Source organism: Kitasatospora sp. NPDC056327, assembly GCF_042261735.1.
Lineage (GTDB): Bacteria > Actinomycetota > Actinomycetes > Streptomycetales > Streptomycetaceae > Kitasatospora.
The window spans coordinates 1-15,441 of record NZ_JBHJRC010000205.1 but is presented as its reverse complement, the minus strand read 5'-3'; the positions used below and the strand labels follow the sequence as shown (position 1 = coordinate 15,441).

Genomic DNA, 15,441 nt, shown 5'->3' with positions numbered 1-15,441 from the left:
GTCGAGGCCGACCTCGCACACCTGCGCCTGCCCCGCCCCCGGGACGGCCCTGCTCAGCCCTTGATCGCCTGGAAGATGCTGAACGCGGCCATCAGCACCATCACACCGGCCGCGAACCGGATGATCACCTTCATCGGCACGTGCTTGAGCAGCTTCTGCCCGCCGAGGATCGCGATCCCCGCGACCGAGCAGAGCGCCAGCCAGGCGCCCAGGCCCACCGAGAGCGGGTCGGCGTACTTGGCGGCCAGGTTGGCGGTCATGATCTGGGTCAGGTCGCCGAACTCGGCGATCGCCACGACCACGAAGCTGGCCCCGGCGACCTTCCAGAAGCTGTTGGCGGACGGCTCCTTGGCGGCGTGCCCGTCCTCGTCGTCGTCCCCGCCGTGGAAGAGCAGCATCGCCGCACCGGCCAGGAACAGCACACCGGTGACGCCCTCCACCCAGCGGTGCGGGAGCAGCGAGAGCAGGTGGCCTGCGACCAGCGCGAGGCCGACCTGGAGGGCGAAGGCGGCGGCGATGCCGGCGAAGACGTAGCTCGCCCGGTACTTGGTGCCGAGCATCAGACTGGCCAGGGCGGTCTTGTCGGGCAGTTCGGCCAGGAAGACGATGCCGAACGTGATCGCGGCGACGGTCAGACTCATCGGGGGTGGTGTCCCTCGGGGTTCGGGCTGCCCGACCGCAGCAGCTCCGTCAGGGGGTCGCTCCGGCCCGACAGCGCTGGTGGGTGATTCGCGGAACGCGTCGGGACGCGCACGCACAGCACTGCGGCCGAAGGTCTCGCCGGCACCCGTCGAACAACCGCGGTGCCCCGGGCGCCGGGCCCCGTGGGGCCAGTATGTCGACGGTCCGGTGGAGGGCTACTCCCCTTCAACGCGCCAAGCCTACCCGATCACCCCGCCGGGCCGCCCGGCGCGGACCAGCCCCCGGCCGACCAGCTCCAGCACCACCACGACCGCCACCGACTCCACCGCCAGCAGCCCGACCAGCACGAACAGCTGCACCGCGCCCGCCTGCGCCGGCGACGCCCCGCCCAGCAGCATGCCGACGAAGGCGCCGGGGAGCGTGACCAGGCCCACCGTCCGGGTCTGGTCGAGCGCGGGGACGAGCGAGGTGGCGGCGGCGGTCCGGCAGATCTCCATCCGGGCGTCCCGCTCCTCGAAGCCGAGCGCCAGCGCCGCCTCGACCTCGCCGTGCCGCTGGCGCAGCTCGTCCAGGGCGCGGCGGCCGGAGAGCGAGGTGGCGGTGAGCCCGCCGCCGATGAGGATGCCGGCGACCGGGATCACCGACAGCCCCTTCGGCGGCAGCAGGCCGGTGCCGAGCAGCAGCACGAGCACCGGCAGCACCCCGGCCCCGATCGGCACGGCCGCCCAGCCCCACCCCCGGCCGGGGGCCGGCACCATCCGCCGGCCCGCGGTCCGCACCGCGACCGTGAACATCAGCAGCACGAAGAGCGCCGACCACCAGCGCGAGCCGACCACCCAGGTGATCACCAGCGCGACGGCGGCGAGCTGCACCACCGCGCGCAGCCCGGCCCGCAGCACCGCGCGCCCCTGGCCGAGCCGTCCCCACCCGGCCACCGCGACGGCGGCCAGCAGCAGGGCCGCGGTGACCGCGCCCAGCCCCGGGGTGACCGGCAGCAGCCCGTCGCCCGCGGCGAGCCGGACCACCGATCAGATCCAGCTGGTGAACCACATCCGGTCCTGCCAGGACGTCATCGGGATCACCTCCGCCGTGTACAGCGGGTAGAAGAAGGCGAAGCAGGCCACGATCGCCAGCACGATCAGCCCGGCCCCGGCCGCCCCGAGGCGGCGCCGTTCGGGCGGGCAGCCCTCGGGCCCGAGCATCGCGCCCAGCATCTGCGCCACGGCCAGGCAGAGGAACGGGACCAGCACCACCATGTAGAACGAGAAGACCGTCCGCTCCTGGTACTGGAACCACGGCAGGTAGACGCCGGCCACGCCGCACAGCACCGCGCCGGAGCGCCAGTCCCGGCGGAAGAACCAGCGCCAGAGCAGGTAGACCAGCGCGAAGCAGGCGGTCCACCAGAGCAGCGGGGTGCCGAGGCCGAGGATCTGCGCCGCGCAGCCGCCGGAGGCGGTGCAGCCGCGCTGGCCGGCCGGCACCTGCTCCCAGTACATGGAGACCGGCCGGCCCTGGACCAGCCAGCTGAACGGGTTGGACTGGTAGGTGTGCGGGCTGCTCAGGCCGGTGTTGAAGTCGTACATCTGCGAGTGGTAGTGCCAGAGGCTGCGCAGCGGCGCGGGCACCCAGCTCATCGACACCTGCGGCAGCGGGACGCCGAGGAAGCTGTCCGGGGACAGCCCGGCGCGGTCGTCGGCCCACTGCCGGTCGAAGCCCCCGGTGGTGAACAGCCAGCCGGCCCAGCCGCCGACGTAGACGACGAGGGCGGCGCCGACCGTGGAGAGGAAGGCGGGCAGCGCGTCCAGGCGCAGCATCGAGCGCCAGGGGCGGCGGGCGCCGGCCCACCGGCGGCCGGAGCGGTCCCACAGGACGGTGAGCACGCCGAAGGCGGCGAGCACCATGACGCCGTTCCACTTGACCCCGGCGGCGGCGCCCAGGCAGAGGCCGGCGGTGATCCGCCAGGGCCGCAGGCCGAGCCGGACGGTGTCGCCGCCGTCGGGGAGGGCGGCGGCGAGCCGGGCGCGGGCACGGTCGCGGTCGATCAGCAGCGCGCCGAAGGCGGCCAGCACGAAGAACATCTGGACGCCGTCGAGCAGGCCGACCCGGCTCATCACCAGCTGGAGGCCGTCGACGGCCATCAGCAGGGCGGCGGTGCAGCCGATGAGGGTGGAGCCGAAGAGCCGGCGGCCGATCCGGGCGAGCATCAGGACGGTGACGGTGCCGAGCAGCGCGGTCATGAAACGCCAGCCGAAGGGGTGCAGGCCGAAGCCCCATTCGCCGAGGGCGATCACCCACTTGCCGAGCGGCGGGTGGGCGATGAACTCGGGGGCGGGGGTGAGCGGGATCTGCTGCGGGACGGCCAGGATCTGCTCGTTCGCGTGCTCCGGCCAGCTGCCCTCGTAGCCCTGCTCCAGCAGGGACCAGGCGTCCTTGGGATAGTAGGTCTCGTCGAAGACGAAGGCGTCGGGGTGGCCGAGGTCCCGGAACCGCAGCAGTCCGGCGAACAGTGCCACGGCGATCGGCCCCAGCCAGCCCGCCCGCGCCGCCACCCAGCGCGGCGGCCCCCATCGCAGCGGCCCCCGCCGCTCCGGTGCCGGGGCGACGGGGGCCGGGGCCGCCGGGGGGTGGGTGAGTGCCGCTTGCGTCATGGTGTCGGTAGCCTCGCCGATTAGCCTGTCCCGCCCGTACCGGCCGGTTTGTCAACAGCCACCGACACTATGTGCCGCCGGACGCGAATCCAAGCGCGACGGGCGCCGTCCAGGTGATCCGTCCGGCGCCCGTGCGCGGTCCGCTAGGCCACGGCCCGGAGCTCGCGGACCGGCCGGGCCGGGGTGCGGACCGGGGCCGCGGGGGCCTGCCCGTCGCCGGCGGGGCCGGCGGGCGCGTTGTCCTGGGCGGCGGTGAGGTACGGCCGCAGGCGCAGCGCCATCACCACGATCAGCACGGTGCTGCCGGCCATCGCCGCCAGGTAGAGCGGCCAGGTGCCGGAGCCGACCAGCAGGACGCCCACCGCCGGGCCGACCGCGATCGCGACCTGCTTCACCAGGGCGTACCCGGCGTTGTAGGTGCCGAGCAGCCGGGCCGGGGCCAGGTCCGCGACGATCGGGCCCATGGTCGGGGCGAGCAGCGACTCGCCGACGCCGAACAGGGCGTAGATCGAGACGATCGCGACCGTGGCGGCCATCGCCTCGGTCCGGATCAGGCCGGCGACCAGGGCCATCGCCCAGGCGCCGAGCCAGACCACGCCGGCCGCGGCCATCGCCGTGGTGCGGCGGCGGCGGGCGGTGATCCGCACCATGAACATCTGCAGCACCACGATGGTCAGCGCGTTGGCGCCGATGGCGATGCCCAGGGTGGACGGGGCGGTGCCGACGGTGTCGGTGGCGAAGGCCGCGACGCCGGACTCGAACTGGCCGTAGCAGGTGAAGAAGATCAGCCCGGCCAGGATGCTGAGCCGGACCATCGCCTTGTCGGCGACCAGGGCGCGCAGACCCTGCGGGCCCTCGGCGCGGTCCTGGACGAGCACCGGCGCGGCCTCGGGGAGGCGCGCGGTGCCGGTCACCAGGGCGAGGCCGAGGAAGGTCGCGGCCTCGATGGTGAACAGCCGGGTCAGGCTGGCCGGGTCGGCGACGTCCACGATCTGCCCGCCGACCAGCGCGCCGATGCCCATGCCCAGGTTGATCAGGGTGAACTGCAGGGCGAAGGCGTGCGAGCGGGTGGCCGCGGTGGAGCAGCGGACGATCATCGTGGCGAGCGCCGGCTGGCAGGTGGTGACGCCCGCGCCGAACAGGAACGAGGAGACCAGCAGCGCCGGGGTGTCGGTGGCGTGCCCGAAGGCGAACGCGCCGGTGGCGGCCAGCGCGGCGCCGGCCAGCAGCACCGGGCGCGGGCCGTACCGGTCGATGCCGCGGCCGGTGAACGGCAGGACGGCGAGCGCGGCCAGGGCGAAGACGGTGAACACCATCCCGGCGGCGAGCGAGCCCAGCCCGCGCACCTGGTCCACGTAGACGAACATGTACGGCATCGTGAAACCGCTGCCGAACGCGCTGAGCGCGTTTCCGATCTGGACGCGGCGCAGCGGGCCGCCCGCCCCACGTCGCTGCTGCCCCTGCTGCTTCACCGTGCCGGTCACCGTGCACACCCCTTCACTGCGGACTCCGCCCCGTCGGGGCTTCGTCAGGTTTGATTCCGTACTCTTCAGAGCATAAGACTTAAGAGCTAAAGTTTGACGTTAAAGTCTTAGCACCAGAAGAGTGTGGAGTCAAAGGCTTAAGGAGTGCATCTCACATGGGAGACTGGTCCGCATGACTGCAGAGAAGCCCGCGCCGGCCACCGCCCGCGAGCTGGGCATCGCCGAGCAGGTGGCCCTCTACCAGCGGGAGTTCCCCACCGTCGACCCGCAGGTGGAGACCATCGTGCAGACCCTCTCCCGGGTCGCCCGGCGGATGACCGTCGCCTACGACCGGCAGCTGACTGTGCTCGGAATCACCTCCGCCGAGTGGGAGGTGCTCAAGGCCCTGGTGGTCGCCGGCAGCCCGTACCGGCTCGGACCGGGCGAGCTGGCCAAGCGGCTCGGGCTCACCCCGGCCGCGATGACCCACCGGATCGACCGGATGGTCACCGAGGGGCTGGTCACCCGGGAGCGGGACGAGGCCAACCGGGTCCGGGTGATCATCGAGCTGACGGAGACCGGCCGGGACAAGTGGCTGGAGTCGATGCGGATGGCCGCCGTCTTCGAGGAGGAGCTGCTCCAGGACGTCGTCGGCGAGGACCGCGCCGTGCTCTCCGGGATGCTGGCCCGGATGCTGCGGCGGATCGAGGAGAGCCGGCCGGACACCGCCGGGCGGTAGCGCCCGGCCGGACGGTACCGGCGGCAACGCAGTCCGGCCCGCCGGGGGAGGTTCCCCCGGCGGGCCGGACCGTTTCGTGCGGGTGCGGTGCGAGGGTCCGTCAGGCCCTCATCCGATCAGTGGCTGATCAGTGTCGCGTCAGCAGGGACCGTTGTCGGTCCAGACGCCCCACTGGCCGCTCAGCGACGGGTCCTCGCCCTTGGTCCACCACTTGTTGGTGTAGTAGTGGCCCTTCCAGGAGACCTTCGTCGAGGTGGCGTAGGTGGTGTTGGTGTCCCAGCTCGGGGCACCCGCGCAACCGGCCGGGGTGGTCGGCGGAGTGGTGGGCGGGGTGGTCGGCGGCGTCGTCGGCGGGGTGGTCGGCGGCGTCGTCGGCGGAGTCGTGGGCGGGGTGGTCGGCGGCGTGGTCGGCGGGGTGCTGGTCGGCGGGGCCGGGCAGTTCGCGGCGGAGCCGTTGGTCGCCTCGACCATCTTGTCGAACAGGGCCGTCTTGGTGCCGAGGTCGTACAGCGAGAAGGCGAAGGAGCCGCCGAGGCCGTTGCAGTGCGCGTAGTCCAGCTTGGCCTGGATCGAGCGGGCGTCCTCACCGGACCAGAAGACGTTGCCGTCGTAGAAGTACGTCGCCTTGGCCGCGTCGTCCCAGTAGGTCTTCGACGGGTTGTCGACGAAGCCCGCGAGCTCCTTGTACATCTGGATGCCGGGGACGCTGCCCGAGAGCGGGGCGCCCGGGGCGGGAGCGGTGGCGGACTGGAACAGACCGTTCTTGCCGCCGTTCGGCACGCCGGTCCAGCCGCGGTAGTAGAACGGCACGCCGACGTTGATCTTGTTGGCGGGGAAGCCGCCCGCGATGCCGTACTGCGGGTCACCGACGGTGTAGGCCTTGATGGCCGAGTCGATGTTGTACTTGCCGTTGCCACCCGGGACCGGGGTCATCGGGTCGTTCGGGCCGGAGTAGATCGGGGCCTGGTGGTTGGTCGGGCCCTTGGCCTCCCAGCCGCCGTGCATGTCGTAGGTCATGACGTCCAGGAACGTCAGGTACTGACCGATCTTGTCGGTCTCGACGTTCTTGATCTTGTCCTGACCGGCACCGACCGCGGCCGCGGTGTAGTACTGCTTGTTGTCGGTCCTGCCCTGCGCGTCGAGCTGCTCGCGCAGCTCCTTCAGCAGCAGGGTGAAGTTCTGCTTGTCGTTCGGGCTCGCCTGGTTGCCGAGGTGGCCGCCGCCGCCCGGGTACTCCCAGTCGATGTCGATGCCGTCGAAGATGCCGGCCGCCGACGCCGGGCCGCCGTAGCCGGCCTCGGTGGGCAGGTTGCCCTTGATGAACATGTCGATGCAGGACGAGACCAGCTTCTTGCGGGAGGCGTCCGTGGCAGCCGCCGACGAGAAGAACTTGGAGTAGGTCCAGCCACCGAGCGAGATCAGGATCTTGAGCTTCGGGTTCTTCGCCTTCAGCTTCTTGAGCTGGTTGAAGTTGCCCGCGATCGGCTGGTTCCAGACGTCGCCGACACCGTCGACCGAGATGTCCGGGCCGAAGCTCTTCTGGTAGTCCGCGAACGCGTCCGCCGCACCGTCACCCGCGTTGGGGTTGTTCTCGTCCTGGCTCGCGGCCTTGGTGGCCTGGAAACAGGTGCCGTTGGTGGGGTGGATGTTGGCGAACGAGTAGATCATGTAGTCCAGCTTCCCGGCGACGCCGGTGTCCTGGATCGTCTTCGGGTAGTACGCGTTCGAGTAGATCGACCACTGGTCGAAGTAGGCGACCTTGATGCCGCCGCTGGTGGCGGGCGCGCCGGTGCTGTTGCCCTCGGCCGCGTTGGCGGTGCTGCCGCCGGTGAGCGCGAGGCCCGCGCCGAGCAGCAGGGAGGCCGTGGTACCGACGGCGATCGCGGTCAGGCTCTTGGACCGCTTGCGACGGCCGCCCTCCTGAACCGGGGCCCCGGCCCTTTCGATGCGTGAACGGAGCATGGGTGCGTGACTCCTGGTTGTGGGGGATTCCGCCGTGTCCCGGGACGCAGGTACGGGGTGGGGCCGTACGACCGGAACATGACAGAAGGGATGGGGGAATCGAGCGGAGCATGCCTTGACGGACGCCGGAGTAGCCGAACCGGCGTCAGCGGCGAACCGCTGACGCCGGCTCAGGGGCTCCCTGCACCTGGGGACTAAAATGGACTAGACCAACTAGCCCGTCAAGGGGTGATGTTGACGCTTGAGTCGCGCTTAAGGTTCCCCGGAGGCCGTGACGCCCCCGCTGACCTGCGGATCAGCGGGGGCGACGGGTACACGACGACCGGCTTGACGCCGGACGGGTCCGGTCAATACCGGACGGCGTTGGCGATCACCGCCTTCACCGAGCCCGTGAGGTCCCGGTTGCTGCGGGCCTTCACCTCGGTGCTCTGGCCGGCCGCGAGGTCCGGGACCTTCACCGCGGTGGCGTCCAGCACGTTGCCGCTGTCGTCGGTGAAGTTGACCTGGACCACGTACTGGTTGCTCTCCTGCTCGTGGTTGGTGACGGTCAGCGTCACCTCGGCCTTGCCGTCCGCGATGGACACCGCCCCGGCCGTGACGTCCCCCTTCGCGTCCAGCCCGCCCTTGACGTCGGCGATCGCCGAGGAGGCCGCCGCCTGTGCCGACGAGGCCACCGAGGCCAGGGCCGAGGAGACCCCGCCCGCCGCCGAGGCGAGCGCCGAACTCGCCGCCGAGGCCGCGGCCGAGGCGGCTCCGGCGATACCCGAACCGGCCTGCGCGGCGGCCGAGGAGACCGCGCTGCCCGGGTTGGCGTCGGACGAGCAGCCCGCCAGCGCGGCCCCGCCGAGCAGGGCGGCCCCCAGGACCGCCGCCGCGGCGCGGCGCGGCCGCCGGACGACGGGGGCCCGCGGGTCCGCGGCGGTCGGCCGGGGCGGCGCCGGGCGCGGCGACGTGACGGTGACGGGACGACGGGGCGGCTGGCGGTCCATCGGGGTCCTCGATTCTGGCCGGCGGGTCCGGCCCGGCGGGTCTGGCCGGCGGGATCCGGCCGGCGCCGGGATGCCCGGCGCGCCTCCCCGCCCACCTTCCGGGGGCCGGGAGGCGCCCGCCAACAGGGCTGGGGCGTTCGGGTGAGCGCCGACGGGACTCCCCCGGCCGCCACCCGCCGCCACCCACCCGCGCAGGTCGGCCGGGCCGGCCGGCCACGTCACCCACCCGCGGAACGGCCCGGGTCAGGAGAGCCCGGCCCCGTCCTCGGTCTCCGCCTGCACCGCCGCACGCTCCTCCGCCAGCCGGACGGCGTGCCGGCGCCGGGCCACCACCCCGTAGGCCGAGGCCGCGCTCGCCACGAAGGCCAGCACGCCGACCCACGGCTGGTTGAAGGCGTGCCCGGTCAGGTGGTCCAGCGAGTACCGCCCCGGCCCGGCCACACCCAGCGCCAGGCCGGTCGCCCCGAGGAACGCCGGGTACTCGTAGCCGCCGGACGTCACGAAGAACCCCGCCGGGGCGTGCACCGCGACCGCGCCCGCCATGGTGCCGGCCACCACCGCGCCGGCCGCCGGGGTGGCCAGCCCGACCAGCAGCGCCGCACCGCCGCCCGCCTCGCCGAGGCCCGCGGCCACCGCGCTCTGGCGCGCCGGATGGAAGCCCATCGCCTCCATCGCCCGGGTGGTGCCGTCCAGGCCGCCGCCCCCGAACCAGCCGAACAGTTTCTGGCTGCCGTGGGCGATCAGCACCCCGCCGACGGCGCCGCGCAGGGCCAGCAGGCCCAGGTCCTTACGGTTCAGAGCCATGTCGATGTCCCTTTCCGGGGCGTCCCTTGCCGGAGCCCTCCGCCGGACGGCGGAGCGGTCCGGCTTCCATGGCAGCGGAAAGCACCGGGAGCCTCGACCCGGGGCAGCCGTTCGGGCGAACAATGGAGCGAAGGGGAATAAACCGGTCCGAAGCGTGGCATCCGGGCCGGACCGGGCGGCGCGGCCATGCTTGGCCCATGTTCGTCTTCAACCTGAGCAGCGCCTTCATCGCGTTCTTCGCCGTGGTCGGCCCGCCGAAGGTCATGCTGTCCTTCGCCCGGCTGGCCACCACCCGCACCGCCGGGGAGCTGCGCAGACTCGCCGCGTGGAGCAGCCTCGTCTCGGCGGTGATCGGCGTGATCCTCGCCTACAGCGCCGACTTCGTGACCTCGCTGTTCCACATCAGCGACCAGTCGCTGCAACTGGCCGGCGGGCTGATCTTCTTCGTCTACGCGGTCGCGCTGGTCTTCGGCGTCCACCTCGGCGCCGGCACCGACGAGGGCGACGAGCACCTGTCCAATCCCATGATCGACGGCATCCGCGAGCTGCTGCTGCCCTACCTGGCGAGCCCGCTCGCGGTCAGCGCGGTGCTGGTCGGCTCGCTCGCCAAGGACGACTGGGGCTGGCGGACCACCGTGGCCGGCGCGTACGTCGCCGTGGTGGCGATCAACTTCGTCTGCGTGGCCGCGCTCGCCCCGCTGATGCTGCGCACCCACCGCACCTCGCTGGAGGTGGTCGCCCGGCTGCTCGGCCTGCTGCTGGCGGCGGTCGGCGTCGAGCTGTTCCTGAACGGCCTGGACGGGCTCGGCGTGCACATGGCCGACGGGCACTGAGCCGACCGGCACCGAGCCGCCGGGCACCGAGCCGCCGGGCCCGGCCCCGGAAGGGGGCCGACGGCCGACGCCCCGCCCCGGCCGCCGGCTCAGACGGCCGCGGCCAGCCGGACCAGCGCCTCGCCGATCCGGTCCCGCACCAGCGGATCGGTGACCAGCCCGTCCGTGCCGACGTCCCCGCGCGTCAGCGGGAGCCGCACGCACGCCGCCTCGACCACGGCCGCCCCGGTGTAGCGCAGCACCGTACCCAGCGCCGCCTCCGCGCCCAGGCCCCGGCCGGTCCCCGCGGCGTTGATCCAGGCGGCCGGCTTGTCCGCGATCTCGATGCCGCCGACCGTCCAGTCCAGCAGGTTCTTGAAGGCGCCCGGCAGCGTCCCGGCGTACTCGGGCGTACAGATCAGCAGGGCGTCGGCGGCCTCGACCGCCGCCCGCAGCGCGGTGACGGGTTCCGGCAGCGGGTCGGTGTCCAGGTCCGGGTTGAAGTGCGGCAGCCCGGCCAGCCCGGTGAAGTACGTGGTCCCGACGCCCTCGGTGACCAGTGCCACGGCGGCGGCGGTGCGCAGCACCGTCTCGTTGACGGACCCGGCGCGCAGGCTGCCCGGGAGCAGCAGGATGTGACGGTCGTTCGGCATGGGCAGGAACCTATAGCGTCGGCCCGCTCCCGCGCTCGGCCCGATCCGGCCCCGGCCGGCCGGCGCCCTACGGCACGACGACGGGCCGCCAGGGCACGGGGCTGGAGAGGATCATCGAGCTGGCGGGCTGGCCGTAGGCGCCGAGGCGGTCGATGAGGGCCTCGAAATCGGCCATCGCGGGAACGGCGACCAGCAGGGCGCAGCAGGCGCCGCCGGTCACCCGGTGCAACTGCAGCACCTCCGGCCAGCGGGCCACCTCGGGGTCGCGCAGCACGCAGCGCGGCCCGTAGCACTGGATCTGCACCAGGGCGGTGATCGGCAGGCCGGAGCGGGTGAGGTCCAGGTGGGCGTGGTAGCCGGTGATCACGCCGTCGGCCTCCAGGCGGCGGACCCGTTCGGCCACGGCGGGTGCGGACAGGCTCACCCGGCGGGAGAGTTCGTTGTAGGAGAGCCGCGCGTCGGTCTGCAGCTCGGTCAACAGGCGGCGGTCGACGGCGTCCACGGTGGCTCCTGAGGGTGCGGTTCGGGTGCGGTTCGGGTGTGCTCCGGTTGGCCGGAATCCGCTCCTTTGCGATCGTGAGGAGGATCGGGAGAACACCTCGCGTACGACAGGCGGAAGAGCGGTTGCCGTGCCCGCCGCCCATTCAAATGCGGGACCCGGCCGCCGCACAATGGGGTCCGGCACCCGGCGGCGGGGCCGCCGGCGACTTCAGGAGGGATCGGGCATGGGGCACGACACGGTGGAGAGGCCCAACCTGTCGTTCGGCCGGGCCGGGGAGCAGGGCCGCGGCACCCCGTACGCGCGCTACGCCCGGCTGGACGAACTGCACAGCCTGCAGCACCCGCTCAGCGAGGTGCCGGCCGAGCTGTCGTTCATCGTCACCACCCAGGTGATGGAGCTGCTCTTCGGCCTGCTGCGCCACGAGTGGACGCTCGCCCAGCAGGCGCTGCGCGAGGACGACCAGGCCGGCGCGCTGGCCGCGCTGCGCCGGGGCACGCACGTCCAGGACGTGCTGGTGGAGTCCTGGGACCTGCTGGCCACGCTGACCCCGCAGGAGTTCGGCGCCTTCCGCTCGCTGTTCGGCGAGGCCTCGGGCTTCCAGTCCTCGGCCTTCCTGCACCTGGAGTTCCTGCTCGGCAACAAGAACGCCGCGCTGCTGAACATGTACCGGGACAGCCCCGAGGCGCTCGCCGGACTCACCGGGGCGCTGCGCTCCCCCGGCCTGTACGACGACGCGCTCGCGCTGCTGGCCCGGCACGGCCTGGCCGTGCCGGACACCGTCTCCGAGCAGCGGCACCGGGCGGACGAGGCGGTCGAGGCGGCCTGGCGGCGGGTCTACACCGAACCGGAGCACGCCGGGCTGCTGCCGCTCGCCGAGGCGCTGCTGGACGTCGCCGAACGGGTGACCCGCTGGCGCCAGCGCCATCTGGCGGCGGTGAAGCGCGCGATGGGCGGCAAGCCGGGATCGGGCGGCTCCAGCGGCCTGACCTGGCTGCGCCGCTCCGCCGAGCAGGACGTCTTCCCCGAGCTGTGGGCGGTCCGGGACGGCCTGTGAGGGCGGACCGGGCCCGGACGTGAACCCCCGGGCCGCGGAGCGGTACCGGCGCACGGGACCGCGCCCCGCCGGGAGCACGAACGAGGAGAGGGCCCGGTCGGGCCGGGACAGAGGAGAGGGCTGGGCATGATCACGCGCGAGGAGTGCGCGGCGCTGGACGCCGCCGACCCGCTGGCGGCGTTCCGCGGGGAGTTCGCCCTGCCGCCGGGGGTGGTCTACCTGGACGGCAACTCGCTCGGCGCGCTGCCGGTGCGCACCCCGGAGCGGGTGCGCGCGGTGGTCGAGCGGGAGTGGGGCCACGAGCTGATCCGCAGCTGGAACGACGCCGGCTGGTTCGAGCAGCCGTACCGGCTGGGGCGGCGGATCGCCCCGCTGGTCGGGGCCGCCCCCGAGGAGGTGGTGGTCTGCGACACCACCTCGGTGAACCTGTTCAAGGTGCTCGCGGCGGCGCTGCGGCTGCGCCCCGGCCGTTCCACCGTGCTGGGCGACCGCGCGGCCTTCCCGACCGACCTCTACATCGCCGAGGGCGTGACCGGCCTGGTCCCTGGCGCCCGCAGCCTGCTGATCGACCCGGCCGCCCTGGACGCGCACCTGGACGCGGACGTCGCCGCGGTCGTCCTCTCCCACGTCGACTACCGGACCGGCGAACTGCTGGACATGCCCGGGATCACCGCCCGGGTGCGGGCCGCCGGGGCGCTGATGGTCTGGGACGTCTGCCACTCGGTGGGCGCACTGCCGGTCGAACTCTCCGCGAGCGGAGCGGACTTCGCGGTCGGCTGCACCTACAAGTACCTGAACGGCGGCCCCGGCTCGCCGGCCTTCCTGTACGCCGCCGAGCGGCATCTGGCGGCCGGGCCCCGGCAGCCGCTGAGCGGCTGGTTCGGGCACGCCCGCCCGTTCGCCTTCGAGCCGGGGTACGAGCCGAAGGCGGGCATCGGCCGTTTCCTCACCAGTTCGCCCTCGCTGCTCGGCCAGGCCGCGCTGGAGGCCTCGCTGGACGTCTGGGAGCGGGCCGACCGGGCCGCCGTCCGGGCCAAGAGCCTGGCGCTGACCGATCTGTTCGTCGGCCTGGTGGAGGGTCTGGACGGGATCGAGGTCGTGACCCCGCGCGAGCACGCCCGGCGCGGCAGCCAGGTGGCGCTGCGGCACGCCGACGGCTACCCGGTGGTGCAGGCACTGATCGCCCGCGGGGTGATCGGGGACTTCCGGGCGCCGGACCTGATGCGCTTCGGCTTCACCCCGCTCTACCTCTCGCACACCGAGGTGTGGGACGCCGCGCGACACCTCGCGCAGGTGCTGGAGAGCGGCGAGTGGCAGGACGAGCGCTTCTCCCGGCGCGGCGAGGTGACCTGAGGCCGGACGGCACGCCCGGCGGCCCCGGGCGGCCCCGCCCCCGGGGCGGCCGGGGCGCGGGACCGCGGGGGCGGAGGCGGCCCGGGGGCCGCCGGCGTCACGGCACCGTCAGCTCGCCGACCAGCCTCCGGTACACGGCGAAGGCCGGTTTGGGCGTGTAGTCGTCCCGGAGCAGCCCGAAGCGGTGGAACGGCCCCGGCCCCGCGCTGTCCGCGTCACGCAGTCCGAAGTGGCCGTAGCCGGTGAGGTTGAGTCCGCCGGCGAGGCCCGCCACGGTGCGGACCACCTCCTCGACCACCTCGGCCTGCCGCTGCTCCGTGCGGCCGGGGCCGGTGGGCCAGCCGTGTTCGCAGACCCGCACCGGGACCCCCGGACCGATGCCGGCCCGGACGACGGTCTCCCGCCGGAAGCCGGTGAGCACCGCCGTGACCGCCTCGCCGAGCCGCCCGGCCGGGAGCGGCCGGAAGACGTCCGGGAAGAAGTCCAGGCCGACGTAGTCGAGCGCGCGGTGGAACCGCTCGCCGGCGAGGGCGCCGAGTTCCGCCCAGAACGGTTCGGCCGGGTCGGGGGCGAAGGCGGCGTTGAACCCGACGGCGAGGTCCAGGCCGAGCTCCAGCGCCTCCTCCTTGGCCGCGACCACCCCCTCGACCAGGGCCCGCAGGACGTTCGGGACGGAGCCGTCGAGCACCGGAGAGTCGACGTTCGGCTCCTCGCAGATCTGCAGCGTGCCGATCCGCGCCCCCTCACGGCGCACGGTCCCGCGGACGAATTCCGGCCATCCGTCGAGCCGGCCGTCCGCCGCGCGGAACTGGAGGACCAGGTCGAGCCGGCGCCCCTCCCGCGCGTACTGCCCGGGGTCGGCCGGGGTCGGTGGGGTGGCCGGTCCCCCGGGGTACGAGCGGTAGGCGCGGACCAGCAGGGTGGGTGCGGCGCCCTGGAGTCCGCGCAGTGCGGCGGTGATCCGCTCCGGGTCGTCGGGGCGCACGGGCGTGATCACACGGCTCTCGTCACCGAGCAGACCGCCGGGGTAGATGCCGAAGGTGAAGGTCATGACCCCACCGTAGCCGAAATTTCTGGTGTCACTACAAGTTTGATGCGACCCTATGATTCCCCCATGGGACTTCGCGAGGAGAAGAAGCGGCGGACCCGGGCCCTGCTCGCCGACACCGCGACGGCGCTGTTCACCGAGCACGGGTTCGAGCGGGTCACGGTGGCCGACGTCGCCCGGGCCGCCGGCGTGGCCGTCACCACGGTCTTCAACTACTTCCCGACGAAGGAGGACCTCTTCTTCGACCGGCAGGACGAGGTGGTGGACCGGCTCGCCCGGGTGGTGCGGGAGCGGCCGGCCGGCGACTCCCCCGTCGACGCCGTCCGGGCGGAACTGCTGGCCGGGCTGGACGCCGGCGAGCCGACGTACGGGCTGGACCCGCGGGCGGCGGCGTTCTGGCGGACCGTCGAGGACAGCCCCGCGCTGCGGGCCCGGCTGCTCGACCTCGGCGAGCGGGCCGAGGAGGCCCTGGCGGCGGCCCTGGCCGAGGAGGCGGGCGCCCCGGCCGGCGACCCGTCCGCCCGGGTGGTGGCGGGGGCGCTGGCCGGCGCGCACCGGGCGGCACTGGCCGAGGTCCGGCGGGGCGTGGTGGCCGGCGAACCGGTGGCCGCCGTCCGGGCCCGGGCCGGGGAGGCGGTCACGGCGGGTTTCGGCCTGCTGGCGGGCGGGCTCGCCGGGTGGCCCCCGGCCCGGCGGGACTGAGCCGCCCCGCATCCGGTGGCGACACGAGGGGCCGCCCGGTCGAAGGTCCACCCGGCGGCCCCCGCCCAGC

Annotated in this window: 15 protein-coding genes; 5 read left to right on the top strand and 10 right to left on the bottom strand. The window is 73.7% G+C overall.

From position 1 onward, the window contains the following. Nucleotides 1–53 precede the first annotated feature (53 nt). From ACFCX4_RS25505 to ACFCX4_RS25490, 4 genes are all read right to left on the bottom strand, one after another. A complete protein-coding gene (locus ACFCX4_RS25505; RefSeq protein ID WP_376146662.1) occupies nucleotides 54–641 on the bottom strand; it encodes a TMEM165/GDT1 family protein in 588 nt (195 codons plus the stop codon). 240 nt (nucleotides 642–881) lie between these two features. Beyond that, nucleotides 882–1,667: an ABC transporter permease gene (locus ACFCX4_RS25500; protein WP_376146659.1), complete on the bottom strand. Its 786-nt coding sequence runs from the start codon at nucleotides 1,665–1,667 to the stop codon at nucleotides 882–884. Between the two features lie 3 nt (nucleotides 1,668–1,670). Beyond that, nucleotides 1,671–3,290 (bottom strand): dolichyl-phosphate-mannose--protein mannosyltransferase, encoded by a 1,620-nt coding sequence (locus tag ACFCX4_RS25495; RefSeq protein WP_376146656.1) that lies wholly within the window; start codon nucleotides 3,288–3,290, stop codon nucleotides 1,671–1,673. 143 nt (nucleotides 3,291–3,433) lie between these two features. Beyond that, complete coding sequence (locus ACFCX4_RS25490; RefSeq protein ID WP_376146653.1) at nucleotides 3,434–4,774, bottom strand: MFS transporter; 1,341 nt, start codon at nucleotides 4,772–4,774, stop codon at nucleotides 3,434–3,436. Between the two features lie 172 nt (nucleotides 4,775–4,946). On the opposite strand from ACFCX4_RS25490, the gene ACFCX4_RS25485 reads away from it, so the two are divergent. Further along, nucleotides 4,947–5,492, top strand: coding sequence for a MarR family winged helix-turn-helix transcriptional regulator (locus tag ACFCX4_RS25485; protein ID WP_376146650.1), 546 nt, complete (start codon nucleotides 4,947–4,949; stop codon nucleotides 5,490–5,492). A 138-nt stretch (nucleotides 5,493–5,630) separates the two neighbouring features. Here the strand turns inward: ACFCX4_RS25485 and ACFCX4_RS25480 are convergent, their stop codons facing one another. The 3 genes from ACFCX4_RS25480 to ACFCX4_RS25470 all read right to left on the bottom strand — a co-directional run bounded on the left by ACFCX4_RS25480 (nucleotide 5,631) and on the right by ACFCX4_RS25470 (nucleotide 9,247). After that, entirely contained in the window at nucleotides 5,631–7,454 is a 1,824-nt protein-coding gene (locus ACFCX4_RS25480; protein ID WP_376146647.1) for a glycosyl hydrolase family 18 protein, read from the bottom strand. 347 nt (nucleotides 7,455–7,801) lie between these two features. Next, nucleotides 7,802–8,443, bottom strand: coding sequence for an FxLYD domain-containing protein (locus ACFCX4_RS25475; protein ID WP_376146645.1), 642 nt, complete (start codon nucleotides 8,441–8,443; stop codon nucleotides 7,802–7,804). 243 nt (nucleotides 8,444–8,686) lie between these two features. Continuing rightward, a complete protein-coding gene (locus tag ACFCX4_RS25470; RefSeq protein ID WP_376146642.1) occupies nucleotides 8,687–9,247 on the bottom strand; it encodes a DoxX family protein in 561 nt (186 codons plus the stop codon). A gap of 197 nt (nucleotides 9,248–9,444) precedes the next feature. Here ACFCX4_RS25470 and ACFCX4_RS25465 point away from each other — a divergent pair, with 197 nt between their 5' ends. Continuing rightward, nucleotides 9,445–10,080: a MarC family protein gene (locus tag ACFCX4_RS25465; RefSeq protein WP_376146640.1), complete on the top strand. Its 636-nt coding sequence runs from the start codon at nucleotides 9,445–9,447 to the stop codon at nucleotides 10,078–10,080. Between the two features lie 89 nt (nucleotides 10,081–10,169). Here ACFCX4_RS25465 and ACFCX4_RS25460 read toward each other — a convergent pair whose 3' ends face one another. Both ACFCX4_RS25460 and ACFCX4_RS25455 read right to left on the bottom strand, forming a co-directional pair. After that, nucleotides 10,170–10,712 carry an NADPH-dependent FMN reductase gene (locus tag ACFCX4_RS25460; RefSeq protein ID WP_376146637.1) on the bottom strand — a complete coding sequence of 181 codons (543 nt, stop codon included), beginning with the start codon at nucleotides 10,710–10,712 and terminating at the stop codon, nucleotides 10,170–10,172. Nucleotides 10,713–10,779: 67 nt separating this feature from the next. Continuing rightward, nucleotides 10,780–11,214: an Lrp/AsnC family transcriptional regulator gene (locus ACFCX4_RS25455; protein ID WP_376146634.1), complete on the bottom strand. Its 435-nt coding sequence runs from the start codon at nucleotides 11,212–11,214 to the stop codon at nucleotides 10,780–10,782. A gap of 223 nt (nucleotides 11,215–11,437) precedes the next feature. On the opposite strand from ACFCX4_RS25455, the gene ACFCX4_RS25450 reads away from it, so the two are divergent. Next, nucleotides 11,438–12,268: a tryptophan 2,3-dioxygenase gene (locus ACFCX4_RS25450; RefSeq protein WP_376146631.1), complete on the top strand. Its 831-nt coding sequence runs from the start codon at nucleotides 11,438–11,440 to the stop codon at nucleotides 12,266–12,268. 126 nt (nucleotides 12,269–12,394) lie between these two features. After that, nucleotides 12,395–13,621: a kynureninase gene (kynU, locus tag ACFCX4_RS25445; RefSeq protein ID WP_376146628.1), complete on the top strand. Its 1,227-nt coding sequence runs from the start codon at nucleotides 12,395–12,397 to the stop codon at nucleotides 13,619–13,621. Nucleotides 13,622–13,718: 97 nt separating this feature from the next. Here the strand turns inward: kynU and ACFCX4_RS25440 are convergent, their stop codons facing one another. Beyond that, nucleotides 13,719–14,672: a hypothetical protein gene (locus tag ACFCX4_RS25440; protein WP_376146625.1), complete on the bottom strand. Its 954-nt coding sequence runs from the start codon at nucleotides 14,670–14,672 to the stop codon at nucleotides 13,719–13,721. Between the two features lie 63 nt (nucleotides 14,673–14,735). Between ACFCX4_RS25440 and ACFCX4_RS25435 the strand changes: the two genes are divergently transcribed. Further along, nucleotides 14,736–15,371 (top strand): TetR/AcrR family transcriptional regulator, encoded by a 636-nt coding sequence (locus ACFCX4_RS25435; protein ID WP_376146622.1) that lies wholly within the window; start codon nucleotides 14,736–14,738, stop codon nucleotides 15,369–15,371. Nucleotides 15,372–15,441: the final 70 nt, after the last annotated feature.